At 67.8% G+C, this 20,018-nt stretch carries 20 protein-coding genes; 13 read left to right on the forward strand and 7 right to left on the reverse strand.

Annotated features, from left to right (window positions below; all coding sequences use genetic code 11):
- Positions 1-18 precede the first annotated feature (18 nt).
- The gene (locus AB0J62_RS35115; RefSeq protein ID WP_363880789.1) at positions 19-195 is read right to left on the reverse strand and encodes a hypothetical protein; all 177 of its coding nucleotides are present in this window, start codon (positions 193-195) and stop codon (positions 19-21) included.
- 127 nt (positions 196-322) lie between these two features.
- Between AB0J62_RS35115 and AB0J62_RS35120 the strand changes: the two genes are divergently transcribed.
- Entirely contained in the window at positions 323-814 is a 492-nt protein-coding gene (locus AB0J62_RS35120; RefSeq protein ID WP_134105855.1) for a DNA polymerase ligase N-terminal domain-containing protein, read from the forward strand.
- Here the strand turns inward: AB0J62_RS35120 and AB0J62_RS35125 are convergent, their stop codons facing one another.
- The 4 genes from AB0J62_RS35125 to AB0J62_RS35140 form a co-directional block, all read right to left on the reverse strand.
- Positions 815-1,462 carry a nitroreductase family protein gene (locus AB0J62_RS35125; RefSeq protein ID WP_363880793.1) on the reverse strand — a complete coding sequence of 216 codons (648 nt, stop codon included), beginning with the start codon at positions 1,460-1,462 and terminating at the stop codon, positions 815-817. It lies immediately after the preceding gene.
- 32 nt (positions 1,463-1,494) lie between these two features.
- A complete protein-coding gene (locus AB0J62_RS35130; RefSeq protein WP_363880796.1) occupies positions 1,495-2,112 on the reverse strand; it encodes an L-threonylcarbamoyladenylate synthase in 618 nt (205 codons plus the stop codon).
- Positions 2,113-2,131: 19 nt separating this feature from the next.
- Positions 2,132-2,656 (reverse strand): class F sortase, encoded by a 525-nt coding sequence (locus AB0J62_RS35135; RefSeq protein ID WP_363880799.1) that lies wholly within the window; start codon positions 2,654-2,656, stop codon positions 2,132-2,134.
- A 131-nt stretch (positions 2,657-2,787) separates the two neighbouring features.
- Positions 2,788-3,603, reverse strand: coding sequence for a DUF4397 domain-containing protein (locus AB0J62_RS35140; RefSeq protein ID WP_363880802.1), 816 nt, complete (start codon positions 3,601-3,603; stop codon positions 2,788-2,790).
- 340 nt (positions 3,604-3,943) lie between these two features.
- On the opposite strand from AB0J62_RS35140, the gene AB0J62_RS35145 reads away from it, so the two are divergent.
- The gene (locus AB0J62_RS35145) at positions 3,944-4,609 is read left to right on the forward strand and encodes a hypothetical protein (RefSeq protein ID WP_363880805.1); all 666 of its coding nucleotides are present in this window, start codon (positions 3,944-3,946) and stop codon (positions 4,607-4,609) included.
- 4 nt (positions 4,610-4,613) lie between these two features.
- Positions 4,614-6,107: an MFS transporter gene (locus tag AB0J62_RS35150; protein WP_363880808.1), complete on the forward strand. Its 1,494-nt coding sequence runs from the start codon at positions 4,614-4,616 to the stop codon at positions 6,105-6,107.
- A gap of 15 nt (positions 6,108-6,122) precedes the next feature.
- On the opposite strand, the gene AB0J62_RS35155 is transcribed toward AB0J62_RS35150, so the two are convergent.
- Positions 6,123-6,896, reverse strand: a complete 774-nt coding sequence (locus AB0J62_RS35155) for a DNA alkylation repair protein (protein ID WP_363880811.1) — start codon at positions 6,894-6,896, stop codon at positions 6,123-6,125.
- A complete protein-coding gene (locus AB0J62_RS35160; protein ID WP_363880814.1) occupies positions 6,848-7,591 on the reverse strand; it encodes an SDR family oxidoreductase in 744 nt (247 codons plus the stop codon). Before AB0J62_RS35160 ends, AB0J62_RS35155 begins: the two co-directional genes overlap by 49 nt.
- 195 nt (positions 7,592-7,786) lie before the next feature.
- Here AB0J62_RS35160 and AB0J62_RS35165 point away from each other — a divergent pair, with 195 nt between their 5' ends.
- From AB0J62_RS35165 to AB0J62_RS35210, 10 genes are all read left to right on the forward strand, one after another.
- Entirely contained in the window at positions 7,787-8,170 is a 384-nt protein-coding gene (locus AB0J62_RS35165) for an STAS domain-containing protein (protein WP_363880817.1), read from the forward strand.
- Positions 8,171-8,222: 52 nt separating this feature from the next.
- A complete protein-coding gene (locus AB0J62_RS35170; RefSeq protein ID WP_363880820.1) occupies positions 8,223-9,953 on the forward strand; it encodes an MBL fold metallo-hydrolase in 1,731 nt (576 codons plus the stop codon).
- Positions 9,954-9,963: 10 nt separating this feature from the next.
- The gene (locus AB0J62_RS35175; RefSeq protein WP_363880823.1) at positions 9,964-11,622 is read left to right on the forward strand and encodes a hypothetical protein; all 1,659 of its coding nucleotides are present in this window, start codon (positions 9,964-9,966) and stop codon (positions 11,620-11,622) included.
- Positions 11,623-11,632: 10 nt separating this feature from the next.
- Positions 11,633-12,691 (forward strand): LacI family DNA-binding transcriptional regulator, encoded by a 1,059-nt coding sequence (locus AB0J62_RS35180; RefSeq protein WP_363880826.1) that lies wholly within the window; start codon positions 11,633-11,635, stop codon positions 12,689-12,691.
- Between the two features lie 130 nt (positions 12,692-12,821).
- The gene (locus AB0J62_RS35185) at positions 12,822-14,192 is read left to right on the forward strand and encodes an extracellular solute-binding protein (protein ID WP_363880829.1); all 1,371 of its coding nucleotides are present in this window, start codon (positions 12,822-12,824) and stop codon (positions 14,190-14,192) included.
- Between the two features lie 5 nt (positions 14,193-14,197).
- Positions 14,198-15,166: a sugar ABC transporter permease gene (locus AB0J62_RS35190; RefSeq protein ID WP_363880832.1), complete on the forward strand. Its 969-nt coding sequence runs from the start codon at positions 14,198-14,200 to the stop codon at positions 15,164-15,166.
- Positions 15,166-15,996: a carbohydrate ABC transporter permease gene (locus AB0J62_RS35195; protein ID WP_363880835.1), complete on the forward strand. Its 831-nt coding sequence runs from the start codon at positions 15,166-15,168 to the stop codon at positions 15,994-15,996. Before AB0J62_RS35190 ends, AB0J62_RS35195 begins: the two co-directional genes overlap by 1 nt.
- Positions 15,997-15,998: 2 nt before the next feature.
- Positions 15,999-16,943 (forward strand): ROK family protein, encoded by a 945-nt coding sequence (locus AB0J62_RS35200; RefSeq protein ID WP_363880838.1) that lies wholly within the window; start codon positions 15,999-16,001, stop codon positions 16,941-16,943.
- A complete protein-coding gene (locus tag AB0J62_RS35205; RefSeq protein WP_363880841.1) occupies positions 16,940-17,533 on the forward strand; it encodes an SIS domain-containing protein in 594 nt (197 codons plus the stop codon). The genes AB0J62_RS35200 and AB0J62_RS35205 overlap by 4 nt, the downstream gene beginning before the upstream one ends.
- Complete coding sequence (locus tag AB0J62_RS35210) at positions 17,530-19,983, forward strand: glycoside hydrolase family 38 C-terminal domain-containing protein (RefSeq protein ID WP_363880844.1); 2,454 nt, start codon at positions 17,530-17,532, stop codon at positions 19,981-19,983. The genes AB0J62_RS35205 and AB0J62_RS35210 overlap by 4 nt, the downstream gene beginning before the upstream one ends.
- Positions 19,984-20,018: the final 35 nt, after the last annotated feature.

The following is a 20,018-nucleotide window of genomic DNA, read 5'->3' on the forward strand; positions in this document are numbered from 1 at the left end:
CGTAAGGGCTTTCAGCTTTCAGGACTCGCGGACAGAACGCTGGTCGACCCAGACGAGATGACCGTGGTGGCTGACGAGAACCTCGTCGGCCCCGGTCGTCCCGGTCCGTCGACCGAGCTCCTGGCCTGCGATCCAGCGTCCGGCGATCAGGATCTGGACGGCGATCGGCCGCGCCGGTGAGGGGGCTACGGGCATGGCACCTGCTTCTGGACAGGGGCGGATGTGATGGGAAGGTTGTGGGGGCTGGTTTCCCAACCAGACGCAAGCCTACAACTGCATCACGACCGACCGTTAGTTGTAATTCAAAATCCTCAGGAGCCTGATGCCGAAGCCGATTTTCGTCGTTCAGCTGCACGATGCGAGGCGGCTGCACTACGACGTACGGCTCGAAGTGGACGGGGTGCTGAAGTCCTGGGCGGTGCCGCGCGGTCCGTCGCTCGACCCGATCGTCAAGCGGCTCGCGGTGTTCACCACGGACCACGATCTCGAGTACGCGTCGTACGAGGGCGTGCACCGCGACGCGCAGTACGGCAGCGGTGCCGTGATCGTCTGGGACGCCGGCGTCTACACGAATCTGACCCGCGACGACCGGCACCAGCTCGTCGATCCGGCCGAGGCGATCGAGCGCGGGCATTTGAAGGTGCAATTGCACGGCGTGAAGCTCAACGGCGCCTGGGCCTTCACCCGGACCGGCGCCGATTGGCTGCTGGTGAAGGTGAAGGACGCGGACGCCGATCCGGGGCTGGACCTGACGGTGACCGAGCCCCGTTCGGTGCTGAGCGGGCTGACCATCGAGGAGATGGCCGCCTCGTGATCACCAGCCGTCGACGTGGAGAACTTCGTCGAGCGGCTGGCGCGCGGCCGGCTTGAAGTCGGTCCCGATCGTGTACGCCGTCGGGATCAGCACCGTCTGCCGGATGTCTTCCGGAAGACCGAGCAGCTCGGACACCTCCTGCTCGAAGCTCAGGTGCAGCGTGGTCCACGCCGTACCGAGAGCACGGGCGCGGGCGGCCAGCATGTAGCTCCAGGCGGACGGCAGGATCGAGCCCCAGAGACCGGCCTGGTTTCCCGCCGGCAGCGAACGGACCTTCAGACAGGGGATCACCAGGACCGGGACCTGGCCCATCCGCTCGCCCAGGTAGGCCACGCTGTCGCCGACCCGGCGCTGGACCGGGCCACGCTCGGGGTCGTCGGCGTGCAGTTTGCCCGCCGCACCGGGACCGGCCAGGTACTCCTCGACCGAGCGACGGTAGTACTCGCCGATGGCTGCACGCTTCTCGGCGTCGGTGATCACCAACCAGTGCCACGTCTGCCGGTTGCTCCCTGACGGCGCCTGCAGGGCGATCTCGATGCACTCCCGGACCAGCTCCATCGGCACGGGTCGCTCGAGGTCGAGGCGCTTGCGGACGGTCCGGGTGGTCGTCAGCAGCTCGTCGGGGTTCAGGTCCAGGGTGTAGGTCACGTCGGACAGTGTGTCAGCAGAACTGCGAGGCCTCACTCGAACGGGGCCGGGTCTCCAGCGCCGACGCGGACCAGTTCCGGGACGTCCTCGGAGAAGTCGACGACGGTGGTCGGCTCGGTGCCGGCCTCGCCCTCGATGACGGCGTCGATCTGGTTGTCGAGCTCTTCCTTGATCTCCCAGCCCTGGGTCATCGGCTCCTCATGGCCGGGGAGGAGCAGGGTGCTGGAGACGAGCGGTTCACCGAGCTCCGCGACCAGGGCCTGGGTGACCACGTGGTCGGGGATGCGCACGCCGACGGTCTTCTTCTTCGGGTGCAGCAGCCGGCGCGGGACCTCCTTGGTGGCCGGGAGGATGAACGTGTAGCTGCCCGGCGTGGCCGCCTTGATCGAGCGGAAGACGGCGTTGCTGATGTGCACGAACTGCCCGAGCTGGGCGAAGTTCTCACAGACCAGCGTGAAGTGGTGCCGGTCGTCCAGCTGCCGGATCGTCCGGATCCGCTCGATCCCGTCCCGGTTCCCCAGCTGGCAGCCGAGCGCGTAGCAGGAGTCGGTCGGGTACGCGATCAGCCCGTCCTCGCGGAGCAGGTCCACCACCTGCCCGATCGACCGCCGCTGAGGGTTCTCGGGATGGATGTCGAAATACCTGGCCATGACCGGGGAGCCTACCGGTCTACTTGGCCAGGCCGATCGGTGTCGCGGTGACTACCAGGTTGTCCTCGTAGCCGCCTTGGGAGGCGTCGTAGGCGCCGGTGCAGGTGATGAGGACGAGGCGATGGTCGACGGTCTGGTCGAAGGCGCCGCTCTTGGTCGCGAGGGCGTCCTTGCGGACCGACTCGATCGACACGACCCGGTACGCCGCCGTGTGGCCGGAGCCGTTGAGCACGACGGTCTCGCCCCGACGTACGCCGAGGAGACGGGCGAAGAAGCCGAGACCCTGATTCTTCGAGTCGACATGACCGGCGAGCACGACCGAGCCGAACGGGTCACCGGCCTCGGCGCCGCCGTCCCACCAGCCGACCCATTGCGGTTTTGACGGCACCTGGAGCTGCCCGCCGACGGTAGTTGCCGGCAGTACCGGTGCGTCCTTGCCGCCCGGCAGCACGACCTGTTGCGGGACGAAGCGCACGCGCTGACTCGGAGCGGGCGTGCCGATCCGTCCCGGCGGTGCGGACAGCGGCTCCGTCGGAGTTGGCACAGCGGACGGTGTGCCCGCGAACGTAAAGCCGAACGTCGGGGTCGGCGTGGGCGTCGACACCGCGCCGTCTGCCCCGGCGGCACAACCCGCCAGGGCAAGACAGCACAGCGCCGTACCGACCAGTCCGCTCTTCAGCGGCGGACCACCTTCCGGGCAGTGACTACCGCGACACCCAGTGCGGCGAGGAACACCACGACCCACAGTCCGGACTGCCCGGCAGGGCTCTGCGCCTGGTCGAGCCCTGCTGCCTGTCCACCTGTTCCGGTATTCACCACACCCGGTTTCGCCGACCCGGTGGCCGGCACCTTGATCGTGCCCAGGGCAACGGTCATCGTCTTCTGGCTCGGTGCGCCGATCGCGAACACCCGGGTCAGGTAACCAGCTTTCACCGGCAGGTCCAACGGACCGAGAACAACGGGTGACGTTGCGCCGGTAGGAACGATATCCACCTTGTAGGTAGCCGCCGGAACGACCACGTCGAGTGATTCACCGTTCGCTACGTTACGGAATAGCACCTTTCCGTTGACCCGAATGTCGGCCGGCCCGACCGCCGCGTCGTGCGCGACCCGCAAGCCGGCTTTGTCCGCCGGCACCGCGGTCAGCTTGTTCGCGTACGTCGTGATCAGCGGCTGGCCCGTCGGCGACACCGGCTGGTGGATGACGACGTCCAGACTGGCCCCGGAACCGGCCGAGACCTCACGCTGGACGACCACCTTGCCGCCTTGCTTCGCCGTGATCATCCGCTTGCCGGACGCAACGCCGAAGGGCCCGACCAGCTTCCCACCCGCGACTCCGGCGGCGACCCGGTGACCGTCGACGCTGATGTCCAGACTGCGTCCGGGCAGACCCTGGACGAAGTACAGGTTGGCCCCCGCGGCAGCCTGCGCCGGCCCCGCCAGGACTGCCGGCGCCGCCGCCACCGTTACGGCGAGCAGCAGCGACAACACCCTGCGAATTACCGGACCTCGAATTCTCGAAATACCTAGGGATACCGCCCGGAATTGCCCGGACACGCTCCGTTCCTGCATTTCCTTCCCCCTCCGACGTTCGCCAAGAAATAGCGTAAGCATTTCCCTGCCCCACGAATTCGGGCGTATCGTAAGCGCAAGTCCGACCTGTCCGGAAGGGGCCGCGCTGGTCTCGATTATGGCCAGGTCCGTTATGGGGAGACGGTGACTCGTGTCAGGACCTGGCTCGCGGCTGTTTCACGGGTTCCTCCCCGAGCGGACATCGGGGGCGGAGGAGACCGGACGGACGGGAGTTCGAATCCTGGCGACGGTCGCGCTGATGCTGGGGTACAGCGCGACCGTCGCTTGTTCGGGGGCCGGTGCGCTCCCGGTCGCGCCGAGTCCGGGGCTGAACAGTTCGCGGCCGTCGGGCAGTACTCCGGCGCCGAGGCCGACCACGCCCGGGCCGGGCGAGACCGTGCCCGGTATCCAGCTGATCGCCGTACCGCAGCGAAACGGCTCGTTCGATATGACCGAGAACGTGATGTTGCCCGCGGCCACCGACATCCTGCCGCTGCAGCTGCCGTCGTCCGGCGACCACCTGCCCGGAATGATGGCCCGGACAACACCGCGCGTCACCAACCTGAAGGTGGTCGCCGACGACCAGGCGGTGCCGATCCAGCACACCACAGTCACAGCCCCGGGTGACCTGCCGCTGACCGTCTCGGCCACCCGGATCAAGCTCACGTACACGCTGTCCGGATCGGCCGTCCTCGCCACTCCGTCGACGTCGACGCGAGCCGGTGCAGCCATCCGGCCGTTGACCTCTGCCGCCGGTGGGAACCTGCCGACCGACGTCACCGTGACCAGCGGGCTGCTCAACGCGGTCTGCCCGCTACTGACCGAGACCCGGTGTGCCGTCGGCGATCCACCCATCCTCGGGATCCAGCCCGGCATCCCGGCAAGCAAGGCCCTCGTCGTCCTCCAACTGGATCTGCCACGCTGACTACATGACGGATGAGCGGATCGCTCTGGGTACAGCCCGGGGCCGATGGGTGCTGGCGGCGACGGCGCTCGGGTCGGGAATGGCGTTCCTGGACGGAACGGTCGTCAACGTCGCGCTCCCGGCGATGGGCGAGGACCTGAACGCGGACGTCGCGGGCCTGCAGTGGATCGTCAACGGTTACATGTTGATGCTCGCCTCGCTGGTGCTGCTCAGCGGTTCGATCGGCGACCGGCTGGGGCGACGCCGGACGTACGTCGTCGGGGTGATCTGGTTCGCCATCGCGTCGGTCGTGTGCGCGATCGCGCCGACCCTCGAGGTGATGATCGCCGGCCGGGTCCTGCAAGGCATCGGCGGTGCGCTGCTGACACCGGGCAGCCTGGCCATCCTGCAGACCTCGTTCCAGCACTCCGACCGCGGCAAGGCGGTCGGCGCCTGGTCCGGCCTGACGTCGGTCGCGGCGGCGATCGGACCGTTCGTCGGCGGCACCCTGGTCGACAGCGGCTACTGGCAGCTGATCTTCCTGCTCAACGTCCCGATCGCTCTCGTCACCGTCCTGGTCACGCTCCGCCATGTGCCCGAGAGCCGCGACGAGAGCGCCGGCGGCAAGCTCGACGTCAACGGCGCGATCCTGGCCACCCTTGGCCTGGCCGCCCTCACGTACGGCCTGATCAGTGCCGGCGACCACGGTTTCGGCGATCCGGTCGTCCTGGCCAGTCTGGCGATCGGTGTCCTGTCCTTCGCGGGGTTCATCGAGGTGGAACGCCGCAGCTCGCATCCGATGCTGCCGCTGAGCATCTTCGCGAACCGGCGCTTCACCGGCGCGAACCTGGTCACCGTCGTCGTGTACGGCGCGCTCGGAACGGCGACGTTCCTCGTCGTGGTCTACCTGCAGACCGGACTGCACTACTCCGCATTGTGGGCCGGCGCGTCGTTGCTGCCGATGACCCTGCTGATGTTCTTCCTGTCCGGATACGCCGGCGGTCTGTCGGACCGGATCGGCCCGCGCATCCCGATGACGGTCGGACCGTTGCTGATGGCGGGCGGGTTCTTGCTGATGCTGCGGATCGACGACGAGTCCAGCTACTTCGGTGCCGTGCTGCCGGCCGTCGTACTGCTCGGGCTCGGTCTGGTCGCGACCGTCGCACCGCTGACCGCGACCGTCATGTCATCGGTCGCGGACCACCACGCGGGTATCGCCTCCGGCGTGAACAACGCGGTCGCCCGGTCGGCACAGCTGATGGCCGTCGCCGCGATCCCGGTGGCGGCCGGCATCACCGGCAATGCGTACCGCGATCCCGTTGCCTTCCACAACGGATTCGGCAAGGCCCTGTGGATCTCGGCGGTGCTCGCGGCGTCCGGCGCCCTGATCGCCTGGATCACCCTCGGCGACCGTTCCGGGAAGCGCCATGTCCTGCCGGCCGAGCATCACCACCGGCACTGCGCGCTCGAGGCGCCGCCGCTCGCCGACGCCCACGCCAACCTTCCGCGTCCGAGCTGATTTGTCGACTTTTGGTCAGCGCAGCCCGAGGTAGTGCTTGCGGCTGACCTGGTCGAGACGTTCGATCGCGTAGCGGAGCATCGTGCGTGGCATCCGGGTCGCGTACTCGTCGAGGAAGTCGCGGAGCTCGGCCTCGGAGACGCGTTTGCCGGCCTCGCGCAGCATCCAGCCGGACGCCTTGTGGATCAGGTCCTCCCGGTCGTCGAGGACCTCGGCGGCCAGCTTGAAGGTGTCGTCGATCTGGCCTCGACCGATCAGGAGCTGCGTGGCGACGAGCGCGATCCGGCGTTCCCACAGGCTGCTCGAACGGATCAGCGTGTACAGCTCGTCCCGGGGCTTGTCGAGCAGGTACCCGCCGACGACCTGCGGAGCGCTGCAGTCGACGAGATCCCAGTTGTTGATGTACGCCGTACTGCGGAGGTACAGGTCGTGGATCGCGGCGAGCTCGTCCGGGTTCGCCGTACGCGGCTTGAGGGCGCGAGCGGCGCGATCGGCCAGCAGGCAAAGGACTGCCAGGCGATGCTCGTGAATCGGACTGGTCAGGGCGTGTTCCAGCTCGGGCAGCGGCAGACCGACCTGCAGGTACGGCTTGAGGATGCCGCGGATCGTCGACAGCTTCACGCCGACCATCTGGTCACCGTGGCCGTAGCCGCCGGGCTGGAGCTGGAAGTAGCGCGCGAGCACCTCCGCCACGGCCGGATCGGCGGCGGCGTCGACTGCCTCGAGCAGATCCTTGGTGATCAGACCAGCATCCCTCCGGACGCCCGGAGGTTCTGACCGGTCATCCACCGGGCGTCCGGGCCGGCCAGGAACGCGACCACGTCCGCCACCTCGGCGGGCTCGCCCATCCGGCCGAGCGCGGTGATGCCGACCAGCGCATCCTGGACCGGCGGCGGGTTGTGATCGTGGAACATGTCGGTGTCGGTCGCTCCCGGCGACACCGTATTGACGGTGATCGCGCGCGGACCGTACTCGCGGGCGGCGATCTTCACGAATTGCTCGAGGGCCGCTTTGCTCGCGGCGTACAGCGAGATCCCGGGACCGGGCACCACCGTGTTCAGCGTCGACAAGGCAATGATCCGGCCGCCGTCGGGCAGGACGCGGCCGGCCCGCTGGATGGCGAAGTACGGACCTTTGACGTTGGTCGCGAACAGCTGGTCGTAGTCCTCGACCGTGACTTCGGCGATCGGCTTCACCATCGCCTGCGCCGCGTTGCAGACGAAGATGTCCAGCGTCCCGGTCGGGTCGGCCGCCTGCTCGAACAGTCTGTCGATCCCGGACAGGTCCGACTGATCCGCCTGTACGGCGATGGCCTCGCCACCCGCGGCTTTGACGTCGGCGACCACCTGGTCTGCCGCGTCCGCGCTGCTCGCGTACGTGAACGTGACGACGGCGCCGTCGGATGCCAACCGGCGTACGATCGCCGCCCCGATGCCCCGCGAACCGCCGGTGACCAATGCCGCCTTGCCGTCGAGAACGCCCATAGCGCCTTGTCTATCACCGTCGTGGGTCTGACGTTTGCTTTACTCTGAAGCGCTTCCGGAGTGAGGTCACGCTCCGGGGTCGATCACCCGGACACCCGTTGTGACGGCTGTGCGTTGGGGCATACGGTGAGACGAAGGGCAGTCCAGTTTCCGCCAGGACCCGCGTTCATGGCGCTACCCGGGGGAGATACCCGCGTGACAAGCAATCCAGACCCGCGGGACGGCGACATGATCCGGACCACCTTCGACGCTGTCACCGACCAACTTGAGCCGGGTGTCCTGCTCGTCCGGATGTCCGGTGAGATCGACATCGCCACCACCGACTTCGCCGCCGAATCGATCCGCGCCGCGGTCGCCCCACCGGCCCGCGTGGTGCTGATCGACGTCTCCGCGGTCACGTTCTGCAGCTCCGCCGGCCTGGGCAATCTGGTCGAGGCGCGCAACCTCGCGGGCCGGCACAACATCACGCTGGCACTGGTCGGCGTCGGCCGCCCGGTCGACCGGCCACTCAGCGTCACGGGCCTCGGCGGTCAGTTCCGCATCTTCGCGACGGTGGCGGAGGCGCTGCGCGAGCTGTGAGCGGCTCCGGCCGAGTGGAATCGATTCCAGGTCTGCCCGTAGGGTGATGGGCGTGCTGGTCCACGCCATCGAGGACACCTGCGTCGTGTACCTCCTCGTCGATCCCTCGTCGCGGACGGCGGTAGCGATCGACGCCGGAAGTGGACGCTGGCTGGAACGGCTCTCGTCGTACGGCGTCGACCGCGTGACCGATGTGCTGGTCACGCACCACCACCGCGACCAGGTCGAAGGGCTGCCGTTGCTGGCGGCCACCGGGACGCGGATCTGGGTCCCGGAGAACGAGGCCGAACTGATCGCGGACGTCGATCAGCACTGGCAGCGCCGAAGCGTGGTGAACAACTACGACCTGCACACAGACAGGTTCTCCTTGCTCGAATCGGTGCCGGTGGCAGGGGTCATGAAGGACTACAGCACCTCCCTGATCGGCGGGATGGAGGTCCGCACTCTGCCGACGCCCGGGCACACACCGGGCAGCGTCAGCTATCTGATCGACGGCTACGCCTTCACCGGCGACCTCATCCACAGCGCCGGCAAGGTGTGGTCAGCAGCCGCCCTGCAGTGGTCGTACGTCGGCATGGAGGGCGCCGCGATGACCATGGCCTCGCTGATGCAACTGCTCGACCACTCACCCCGGGCGTTACTGCCCAGCCATGGTTCCCGGATGGACAACCCGGTGGAGGCCGTACGGGCGACCTGCGCGGCGTTGCAGGACCTCATCACCGTGCGACTCGGCACGCCGAGCGGTCTGCTCGACAAGCTCGAGGCTCCGTACGTCGAGCTCAGTCCGCACCTGCTGATGAACCGCACCAGTGAGTCCCGCAGCTACGTCCTACTCAGCGATTCCGGTACGGCGCTGTTGATCGACTATGGCTACGACCTGACCACCAGCATCCCCACCGGTGGTCCGCGGCATCTGGTCCGGCCGTGGTTGCCGAGCCTGCGCGCGCTCCGGCGGGATTACGGGATCGACCGCGTCGAGGTCGCTGTCCCGACGCACTACCACGACGACCACGTCGCCGCGTTCAACCTGATGCGCGACGTCCACGGCACCGAGGTGTGGGCCTCGGATCCAGTCGCACATGTGCTGGAGAATCCGACGCACTATGACCTGCCCTGTCTCTGGTACGAGCCGATCCCCTGTGCGCAGCACATCGCGAACGGCGCCGGGACCCGGTGGCGTGAGTACGAGCTGTCGTTCCACGCGCTACCGGGCCACACGCTGTATGCGTCGGCCATCGGGTTCGAAGTGGACGGACTCCGCGTGCTGGCGACCGGTGACCAGCAGACCGGCAGCTGGGAGCCCGGTGGCGCCGCGGAGGTCCCGAACTTCCAGTACGCGAATGCCTTCGCCGCCTCGGACTACGCGGCATCGGCAGCCCTCTATCAGCGGTTGCAGCCGGAGCTGATGATCTCCGGTCACTGGGACCCGCGGACCGTGACGCCGTCGTACCTCGATGAGCTGACCCGGCTGGGCGACGAGGTGGCCCGGGTTCATCATGCGCTGCTGCCGGCGTCGGACCCGGTGTTCGCGGGTGCGGTCCGGATCTCGCTGTACCGGGTGCGGGCGGTCAACGGTGTGCCCTTCACGGTGCGCGTCAGCGTGCCGGCCGACCTGGTGGTTCCCCCGGGATGGGAGTGCCGGCGGGTCGACGCTTTCGAGTTCTCAGTGGTGCCCCGGGTGGAGCATCCGGTACGCCGGGCGCGGATCGCAGCCGGCATCACCCGGGACGGTGTCTACCTCGGTCAGCTCGCCGAGGCTCTGGTCGACGTACACCTTTCGTGAGAGGAACCCTGTGGACTACTCCGTCGACGTGAACGCCGCGAAGGCGTACGCCACCATCAGCCGGCACGGGCAGGTGCTGTTCAACCTGCGGCTGTTCGCCTCGCTCGACACCGTCGGCGGGCTTGACGACAGCGCCTCGCTGGACGTCGACACCTCGTCGAACGACGTCGTCACCGTGACTGCGCACAGCTCGGTCTGGGAGAGTCGCGTGACGACGACCCGCTTCTTGCCGGACCGGATCGAGACGCAGACCACCGTGACCGGGCAGGGGCGCCTTACGGACGTGCATCTGCTCGGTGGCCGACGTACGCCCCGCGGGTTCCTGCCGAGTGGGTCGCGGTTGCAGTGGGTGTACTCACCGAACCCGGATCGTCCGTCACGGGTCACCCGGCCGGCGGTGGAGCCGGCCACGATCAGCGTGTGCGGTGAGGGCGGTGAGCCGGGGATCGAGCGCTGGCTGTTCACTCCGGCGCCGTGGTGCTTCGCGGCGGCGGTCGACTCGGACTGGGTCGGCTTCAGCCTGGTGGAGCCGATTGCGGCGCAGAACTTCACCAGCTATCACTACCAGCCGGTGACCGGGGGTTTCAGCCTTCGGCTGGACTACGAAGGCCAGACCGCTGTCGACGGCACCTTCACGACGCCACTGCTCGTCGTGCACCTTGGTGGCGAGTCGCCGGAAGATGTGCTGGTCCAGCATCGTGCGTTGCTGGATGCGGCGGGCGTCGTACCTCCGCGGACCGCTGAGCGACCGGAGTGGTGGTCGGGGACGATCTTCTGCGGGTGGGGCGCGCAGTGCGCCCTCGGTGTCCGGACCGACCGGGCGCCGCAACCGTTGGCCACCGAGGCGAACTACGACTCCTTCCTGGAGACTCTGGCCGCGCGGGGGATCGTGCCCGACACCGTGGTGATCGACGACAAGTGGCAGGCGTCGTACGCGACCTGTCGACCCGATCCAGCGAAGTGGACGGACCTGAAGGGGTGGATCGCCAAGCGGCACGCAGGCGGGCAACGGGTGCTGCTCTGGTGGAAGGCCTGGGATTACGAGGGCGCACCGCTATCGGCTTGCGTGACCGATGCGCTGGGCTCGCCTGTCGGCCTGGATGCCGAGTCACCGGCCGGCATCGAGCTGATCACCGATGCCGTCTCGTACATGTTGTCGGCCGACGGACTGGACGCGGACGGGTTCAAGATCGACTTCACCGCGCGGACCCCGTCCGGATCGTCGTTGCGGCACGCGGGACCGCGCTGGGGCGCCGCATTGCTGCACGAGCAGCTCCGACTCGTCTACGACACCGCCAAGCAGGTCAAGCCGGATGCTTTGGTCGTCACCCACACGCCGAACCCGTCGTACCTCGACGTAACGGACATGATCCGGCTGAACGACGTACTGCACGACCACGAGGCCGAGCCGGGCTATGTCGCTCGTCACATGGCCTACCGGGCCGGAGTGGTGCGTTCGGCGCTGCCGGAACTCGGCATCGACACGGACGGCTGGATGATGCCCAATCATGCGGAGTGGCGTAGCTACCTGCAGATTCAGGACTCACTGGGAGTGCCGGCGCTGTACTACGTGGATGGCACCGACACAGATCGCTATGACTTCCGCAGCGAGGACTTCGACGCCGTGAAGGACACGTGGAGCCGGTACAGAGCGCGACTGAGCATCTAGACTGCGGGCCATGAGTCCCCGGGGGCAGGCAGCACGGGCGATGCCGCAGCCGGCAGAGCCGCCGGTCCGCCGTCCCACTGTGCAGGACGTCGCCCGGGAGGCCGGCGTCTCGCCCTCGACCGTGTCCCGGGCACTCCACACCCGCGGCTACGCATCCCCTGCGGTGCGGGCCCGCGTGCAGGCGGCGGCCGAGCGGATCGGGTACGTGGCCGACCACAATGCCCGCAACCTGCGCAGCCGGACGTCGACGTCGATCGGTGTGCTCATCTCGGACCTACGGAACCCGTTCTACGCGGACCTGGCCGCGGGGATCGAGGAGGAGCTGCGGGCCGCGGAGTACCAGATGGTGCTCGTGAACGACAACGGCGACCCGGCCGAGGAGATGCAGGCCGCTGAGACGCTGCTGGCGATGCGGGTGCCCGGGGTGATCGTGACGCCGGTGACCGCGAAGTGCCCACAGGTGCTGCAGGACAACGGGGTTCACGTGGTCTGTGCGGACCGCGAGCTCGGCCGGTCGAACAGTGACGTCGTACTGAGCGACAACAAGGCCGGTGCGCTGGAGCTGACCGAGCACCTGATCGCCCTCGGTCATACCCGGATCGGGATGCTGATCGACGAGACCAAGTGGTCGACCGGGGCCGGCCGGCTTGCCGGATTCCGTGCCGCGCATCTGGACAACGGGCTCGTGATGAACGAGGACCTGATCGCCTACACCAGCTTCGACGCGAACGCGGCCCGGCAGACGACCCGCAGGCTGCTGAACGACCACGAGGTCACCGCGATCATCTCGGCGAACAATGTCCTCGCGCAGGGTGCGCTGGCGGAGCTGAAGGACCGCCGGGTGAAGATCCCGCGGCAGATCAGCCTGGCGGCGTACGACGACGTGCCGTGGATGTCGCTGGTGCAGCCGGCGTTGACGACTGTCGACCAGAGCACGGTCGAGATGGGCCGCAGTTGCGCGCGACTGCTGCTGGCCCGGATCCGCGGTGAGCTGCCCGCGAAGCGCCGCATCGTCAAGGTGCCGGCCCGGCTGATCGTCCGCGGCTCCACCGGTCCCGTGCCGCGCTGAGTTGTCCACAAGGCCGTCGCCGACGTCTTGACGAGCCGCCGATCCCGCACTTACGGTTCCTGCAATCCGGGAATGTGGCATCGATGCCACATTCCGCCGCTCGTCCCCTGTCGACGTTAGGAGCAACTCCATGAAGCACCTGCGCGTTCCCGTGGTGCTCGCGGCCGGAGCGCTGGCCCTCACCGCCTGCGCGGGCGTCGGCAAGAAGGACGCCGGCAGCACGAGCGGCGATCAGGCGTCTGCCGGCGCCACCCCGTCCGGGACCCTTAAGGTGATGGGTTTCAGTGGCGAGGACGAGGTCGCCCAATCCCGCATCACCGCGTTCAAAACCGCCTTCCCCGGCGTCACGGTGCAGAACAACAAGGGCGACTTCGACGCCCAGCAGTTCCTCACGGCAGTGTCGAGCGGCAACCCGCCGGACGTCGTCTACATGGACCGCAAGCTGGTCGGCACCTATGCCGCGAAGGGTGCGATCCAGCCGCTGGACGACTGCATCAAGAACAGTGGAATCGATACCACACAGTATCGCGACGCCGCGATGAACGAGGTCAAGCTGAAGGACAAGACCTACGGCATCCCGGAGTTCTACGGCGTCTCGACGAACCTAATCAGTCTCCCGGCGCTGAAGTCCGCCGGGGTGGCCGTCAGCGACATCCAGACGACCGACTGGACCAAGCTCGAGCAGACCGTGAAGAAGCTCTACAAGGCCAAGAACGGCAGGCCGGCCCGGATCGGGTTCGACCCGAAGATGCCGGAGTTCTTCCCGCTCTGGGCGATGGCGAACGGCGCCGAGCTGGTCAAGCCGGGCGGCGAGCCGAATCTCAACGACCCGAAGGCGGTCGAGGCCCTGCAGTACACGCTGACGCTGATCAACGACCAGGGCGGCTGGTCCAACTTCAAGACCTTCCGCGACACCTTCGACCTGTTCGGCGCGAAGAACCAGTTCACCAAGGACCAGCTGGCCGCGTTCCCGATCGAGAACTGGTACTTGAACGTCCTGCTGGATGCGCGGGCCAACGGGTTGCAGCTGCAGTCGACGCCCTTCACCGACAAGCAGGGCAAGCCGATCAGCATGCTCGGCGGCTCGGCCTGGGTGGTGCCCAAGGGAGCGAAGAACCCGAACGCCGCCTGCCAGTGGGCCAAGACCATGACGTCGGTGGAGACCTGGCACAAGGCCGCCGAGGCGCGGATGCAGACCGTTGCCAAGAACAAGAGCTTCTTCACCGGCCTGTTCACCGGGAACAAGAAGGCCGACGACGAGATTAAGGCGCAGTACCTGAAGCCCACCGGTGACGAGGGCTTCGACGCGGCGATCAAGAACTACTACGACGTGCTGGAGACCGCGAAGCCGCTGAACCCGTCACCGGCCGGCGCCGAGATCGACGCCGCCTGGCAGAGCGCGGTCGCCAAGGCCCTCGCCGGGAGTGCCACTCCGCAGGCTGCGCTCGACCGGGCGCAGGCAGACGCCAAGGCCGCGTTCGACAAGGTCAGCCAGGGCTGATCGCAATGACGACCACTGTCGAACGTCCGACGGCGCCCGGGCACGCTGAGCCCGAGCGCCGGCGGCGGCCGAAGCGGAGTCCGTTGGCCAAGCGGGAGGACCGGGCGGGCTGGCTGTTCATCTCCCCGTGGGTGATCGGGTTCCTGATCTTCACCGCGGGGCCGATGATCGCCAGCCTGGTGCTGTCGTTCACCGACTACCAGATGATCCAGGCACCGCACGCGGTCGGCCTGGACAACTACCGCCAACTGTTCGACGACCCCCGCGTGCTGAAGTCGCTCAGCAACACCTTCGTGTACGCGGCGATGTTCGTGCCGCTGGGCACGATCTTCGCGCTGGTGCTCGCGCTGATGCTGCAGCGCGTCGGCCGCGCCGGGGGCTTCTTCCGGACGGCCTTCTACCTGCCGGAGATGACGCCCGCCGTTGCCGCCGGGGCGATGTTCCTGCTGCTGCTCAACGGTCAGCAGGGCTTGGTCAACAAGGTCCTCGGCTGGTTCGGCATCAACGGGCCCAACTGGACCGCGGATCCGAACTGGCTGAAACCGTCGCTCGCGATCGTCAGTCTGTGGACCGTCGGCGGCACCGTCGTCATCTACCTCGCGGCGTTGAACGGCGTGCCCAAGCAACTCTACGAAGCGGCCGAGCTCGACGGTGCCGGCCCGGTGACCCGCTTCTTCAGGATCACCGTCCCGATGATCTCCGGAGCGTTGTTCTTCACGGTGATCACCCACACGATCGCCGCCATGCAGATGTTCGACCAGGCCTACACGATGTTCTACGGACCGCAGCAGAAGGCGACCGCGTCCGACGAATCGCTGGTGTACATGGTCTATCTGTTCCAGAACGCCTTCCAGTTCTTCAAGATGGGCTTCGCCTCGGCGATGGCCTGGCTGCTGTTCGTGATCATCATGGCGATCACCTTCATCCAGGTCCGGATCGGCAACCGCTATGTCTACTACCACGGGGAGCGCTGATGGCGATCCGTTGGCGGCGGCTGCCGTTCTTCGTCTTCCTGACGCTCGCGACGATCGCGTTCGTGTATCCGCTGGTGTGGCTGGTGTCGGCGTCGTTGAAGCCCCGGTCGCAGGTGTTCGACAACCGGCTGATCCCGGAGATCTTCCAACCGTCGAACTACGCCCAGGTCTGGAACGCCGCACCGGTGCTGCGGTGGCTGACCAACTCGTTGACCGTCGGATTCATGGCCGCCGCAACCGTGACGCTGTCGAGCGCGTTGGTCGCGTTCGGGTTCGCGTACTTCCGGTTCCGCGGGCGAAACATCCTGTTCGGCGTGGTGCTGTCGACGATGATGCTGCCCGGCGCGGTGACGATGATCCCGGTCTACCTGATCTGGAACAAGCTGGGCATGATCGACACCCAGATCCCGCTCTGGGCGCAGAACCTGTTCGGCTCCGCGTTCTACATCTTCCTGCTGCGCCAGTTCTTCCTCGGCATCCCCCGCGAACTGTTCGAGGCGGCCCGGGTGGACGGCTGCGGGTACTTCGGTCTGTTCCGGCGGATCGCGTTCCCGTTGTGCAAACCGGCCTTGGTGATCGTGTTCGTCTTCGAGTTCAAGGCGAGCTGGTCGGACCTGATGAAACCCCTGATCTACCTGCAGACCCCGGAGTACTTCACGATGCCGCGCGGCCTGAAGCAGATCATCGACTCCTTCGCCCTCTCCGGCCATTACGAGTGGGAGATCGCGGTCGCCGCCAGCGTGATCGCCGTGGTGCCGATGATCGTCCTGTTCGCCTTCGGCCAGCGCTACATCCTCGACGGCGTGGCCACGACCGCGCAGAAAGGCTGAGTGTGACCCAGCCACAGCCCGTTCTCGCCCTCGACGTCGGCGGGACCAAACTCGCCGCCGGCGTAGTCGCCCCCGACGGCGCCGTCCGGTCGTTCGTCCAGATCGAGACCGCGGTCGACGAAGGTCCGACCGCCGTCGTCAAACGCCTCCTCGACCTGGGCGAACAGGCTCTCGCCGAAGCCGGCGGATCGGTCGGCGCGGTTGGGGTCGGATGCGGCGGCCCGCTCGATCCGGCTACCGGGGTGATTCTTGGCCCACCGGGCTTGCCCGGGTGGGACTCGGTGCCGCTCGGGCACCTCGTGGCTGAGCGTTTCCAGCTCCCGGCGTACGTGGAGAACGACGCGACCGCGGCGGCGCTGGGCGAGTACCGCTGGGGCGGCTGGGACGTCGAGAACCTCGTCTATCTGACGGTGTCCACCGGCTTCGGCGGCGGGATCGTTGCCGACGGCCACGTCTTTCACGGCGCCGCGGGACAGGGCGGCGAGCTCGGCCACGTGGTCGTCGACTGGCAAGGTCGGCAGTGCGGATGCGGCGCCCGCGGCTGTGCCGAGGCTTACGTTTCCGGTACGTCGATCGCGCGCCGGGCCACCGAGGCCGTCGCCGGATCGGACTCGACCCTCGCCGGTCTGACCATCACGGCGAAGGACGTCGCAGAGCAGGCGCGCGCGGGCGACCCGATCGCCCGGGACCTGTGGGACGAGACGACCGCGATGCTCGGCCGGATGGTCGCCGTACTCATCAACGTCTGTGAACCGCAGCTCGTCGTCCTCGGCGGCGGCGTGACCCGGGCCGGGGCACAGCTCCTCGACCCGGTGCGGGCCGCCGCGTTGCGGCAGGCGATGCCTCCGGCCGCGCGCGCCTGTGACGTCGTGCTCAGCAGGCACGGCGATGCGGTGGGCGTGCTGGGCGCTGCCGCGATCGCCTACGAACAACTGGAGACATCGTGACCACGAGCTTGCACGGTCTGCTCGACGGCCAGCTGGACCGGCACTCCGAAGTCGCGGAGGCGATGCGAGCGCAGCTGCCACAGGTACAGGCCGTCGCCGACGAGCTCATCCAGCGGCTCGGGCGCGGCGGAGTGCTGTACACATTCGGCAACGGCGGCTCCGCGGCCGACGCCCAGCACCTGGCCGGCGAGCTGATCGGCCGCTATCTCCGCGAGCGGCGACCGCTGCCCGCGGTCGCCCTGATCGGCGATGCCGCAGTGGTGAGCTGCATCGCCAACGACTACACGTACGACGAGGTGTTTGCCCGCCAGGTCAGCGCGCTCGCTCGTCCACAGGACATGGTCATCGGATTCAGCACCTCGGGCACGTCGCCCGGGGTGGTGAAGGGTCTTGCGGCCGCGCGAGCTGCCGGGGCATGCTCGGTCGCGTTCACGTCGATCCGCGGGAAGGATCTCGCCGCGGCCGCCCACCTCGCAGTCGTCGTACCGGCCGAAGAGACGGCGCGGATCCAGGAGATGCACGTCCTTGCCCTACACCTGGTCAGTGAGCTTGTCGACCGCTGGGCGTCCAACCACGGGGAGCATGCATGACGGCACGCGGACCGTTGTACATGATCGGCAATGCGCACATCGACGCGGTGTGGCTCTGGCGGTGGCAGGAGGGGTATCAGGAGGTCCGGGCGACGTTCCGATCGGCACTCGATCGGATGGACGAGTATCCGGACTACGTCTTCACGGCCGACTCGGTCGCGTACTTCAGCTGGATCGCGGAGCATGATCCCGGCCTGTTCGAGCGGATCCGCAAGCGCGTCGCGGAGGGCCGCTTCGAGATCGTCGGCGGATGGTGGGTCGAGCCCGACTGCAACATTCCCGGCGGTGAGGCGTTCGTCCGGCATGCGCTCTACTCGCAGCGCTGGCTGGCCGAGCATCTCGGCGTGATTGCGACCGTCGGGTGCAACGTCGACCCGTTCGGCCACAACGCCACGCTGCCGCAGCTGCTCAGCAAGTCCCGCCTCGACTCCTATACCTTCCTGCGACCGCAGAAGCACGAGCGCGAGCTGCCCGGCCAGAAGTTCTGGTGGGAGGCGGCGGACGGGTCGCGAGTGCTTGCGTACCGGATCCCTCACGAGTACTGCTCTCCCGGCGGCGAGATCTCCGGTCACGTCGCCAAGGCGCTCCAACAGTTGCCGGTGACAACCGACCCGCTGATGGTGCTGTACGGCGTCGGCAACCACGGCGGTGGCCCCACGATCGAGAACATCGAGTCGATCAAGCAGCTCGCCGAGCGGGATCTCTACCCGGACATGTTCCCGTCCACGATGCGCCGGTTCTTCGACGAGGCGCGGACCTTCGACGACCTGCCGGTGCACGCGACCGATCTGCAACCGCACGCGATCGGCTGCTACGCCGCGCACTCGGGCATCAAGCGGCAGAACCGCCTCGCCGAGCAGGCGCTGCTCGCGGCCGAGAAGTGGGCCACGATCGCCTCCGTGGTGAGCGGCATGCCGGATGCCACCGCCGAGCTGACGCACGCCTGGAAGCAGGTGCTGTTCAACCAGTTCCACGACATCGCGGCCGGCACCGCGATCGAGCCGGCGTACGACGATGCGCGCGACCAACTCGGCGAGGCGAAGTCGATCGCGGCCCGGCTGGCGAACCGCTCGATCCAGTCGATCGCTCGCCAGGTCGACATCCCGGCCGAGTCCGCGATGGTGCCGATCGTCGTCTTCAACCCGCACGCCTGGCCGGTGACCTCGACGGTCGAGCTCGAGCTGGGTTATCCGGCTCCGTTGCGTGGTGCGATCGCGCTGCGGGAAGGGCTCGACGGACGGCTGCTCGAGGTACAGGAGGTCCGGTCCGCAGCGACAGCCAACGGACGACGACGGATCGCCTTCACGGCCGGCGTGCCGCCGCTCGGGTATCAGCTGTTCACGATGCGTCCCGACGAGGCGTCGTATCACCTTGGTCAGCCTTCGGACGACCGGCTTGTCCTCGACAACGGACGCGTCCGGGCGGAGGTCGACCGACGCACGGGTTGGCTGTCGACGCTGGCCTGCGGCGACGGGCCGAACCTGCTGGCCTCCGGAGTTGCTCATGCCCAGGTGATTCACGACGACACCGACACCTGGAGCCACGGCGTCAGGTCTTTGTGGAAGACGATCGACTCGTTCCACGTGACCCGGGTTCGACGGCTCGCCGACGGACCGGTGCGGCAGCTGATCCGGGTGGAATCGGCGTACGGCGACTCGCGACTGATCGAGGAGTTCGTCCTCGACGCGCAGGCCGACGCGGTCGAGGTCCGTGTGACCGTCGATTGGCGGGAGCAGTTGAAGGCGCTCAAGCTGTGTTTCCCCTTTGCGATAAAGCGCTCCGAGGCGACCCACGAGATCCCGTACGGACATCTGGTTCGCGAGCAGAACCGGGAAGAGGTCCCGTCACACGCGTGGGTCGACATCTCCGGACCTGACGGCGGCGTCGCGGTACTCAACGACGGGAAGTACTCCTTCGCCGTCGACGGCTCTACCGCCGGCCGGTCCGTGCTGGCAATGACCGCGGTGCGATCCCCGGTCTACGCCTGGCACGACCCAAGGGGACTGGACGACGACGGCGTCTACTCCTATGTCGACCAGGGCATCCAGCACTTCACCTACCGCCTGCAACCCCACGCAGCTGACTGGCGAGCGGCCCAAGTGGTCCGCCGTGCCTCCGAGCTGGGCCAGCCGCTGACGCCTCTCATCGAGTGCTTCCACGACGGCCCGCTCCCGGCCACCCATTCGTACCTGAGCGTTGCGGGCGCCGACCACGTGATCGTCTCCGTCCTCAAACGCGCGGAGGACAACGACGGCGCCACGATCCTGCGCGCCTACGAGACCGCCGGCCGGCCGGCCGAGGTGAGGATCGAGCTGCCGTTGCTCGGTCATTCGTTCGAAGCGACCTTCGATCCGCACGAGATCAAGACCCTGCGCCTGCCACCCGACGGCCCGGCAACGGAGCTCGACCTGCTCGAGTGGGATCCGGCCAAGCCGCCGCCGAGTGAGTGAGATGCGGGTATCCCTCGACCGGCCAGCGTCGCCCG

The sequence above is a fragment of the Kribbella sp. NPDC049584 genome (assembly GCF_040675555.1).
In the GTDB taxonomy this organism is placed as follows: domain Bacteria; phylum Actinomycetota; class Actinomycetes; order Propionibacteriales; family Kribbellaceae; genus Kribbella.

What these genes read in the sequence shown, in the direction of transcription:
- AB0J62_RS35145 (WP_363880805.1), top strand. Translation starts at nt 3,944, where the DNA reads ATGCTGGGGTACAGCGCGACCGTCGCTTGTTCGGGGGCCGGTGCGCTC.
- AB0J62_RS35120 (WP_134105855.1), top strand. Translation starts at nt 323, where the DNA reads ATGCCGAAGCCGATTTTCGTCGTTCAGCTGCACGATGCGAGGCGGCTG.
- AB0J62_RS35185 (WP_363880829.1), top strand. Translation starts at nt 12,822, where the DNA reads ATGAAGCACCTGCGCGTTCCCGTGGTGCTCGCGGCCGGAGCGCTGGCC.
- AB0J62_RS35115 (WP_363880789.1), bottom strand. Translation starts at nt 195, where the DNA reads ATGCCCGTAGCCCCCTCACCGGCGCGGCCGATCGCCGTCCAGATCCTG.
- AB0J62_RS35195 (WP_363880835.1), top strand. Translation starts at nt 15,166, where the DNA reads ATGGCGATCCGTTGGCGGCGGCTGCCGTTCTTCGTCTTCCTGACGCTC.
- AB0J62_RS35190 (WP_363880832.1), top strand. Translation starts at nt 14,198, where the DNA reads ATGACGACCACTGTCGAACGTCCGACGGCGCCCGGGCACGCTGAGCCC.
- AB0J62_RS35180 (WP_363880826.1), top strand. Translation starts at nt 11,633, where the DNA reads ATGAGTCCCCGGGGGCAGGCAGCACGGGCGATGCCGCAGCCGGCAGAG.
- AB0J62_RS35210 (WP_363880844.1), top strand. Translation starts at nt 17,530, where the DNA reads ATGACGGCACGCGGACCGTTGTACATGATCGGCAATGCGCACATCGAC.
- AB0J62_RS35160 (WP_363880814.1), bottom strand. Translation starts at nt 7,591, where the DNA reads ATGGGCGTTCTCGACGGCAAGGCGGCATTGGTCACCGGCGGTTCGCGG.
- AB0J62_RS35130 (WP_363880796.1), bottom strand. Translation starts at nt 2,112, where the DNA reads ATGGCCAGGTATTTCGACATCCATCCCGAGAACCCTCAGCGGCGGTCG.
- AB0J62_RS35150 (WP_363880808.1), top strand. Translation starts at nt 4,614, where the DNA reads ATGACGGATGAGCGGATCGCTCTGGGTACAGCCCGGGGCCGATGGGTG.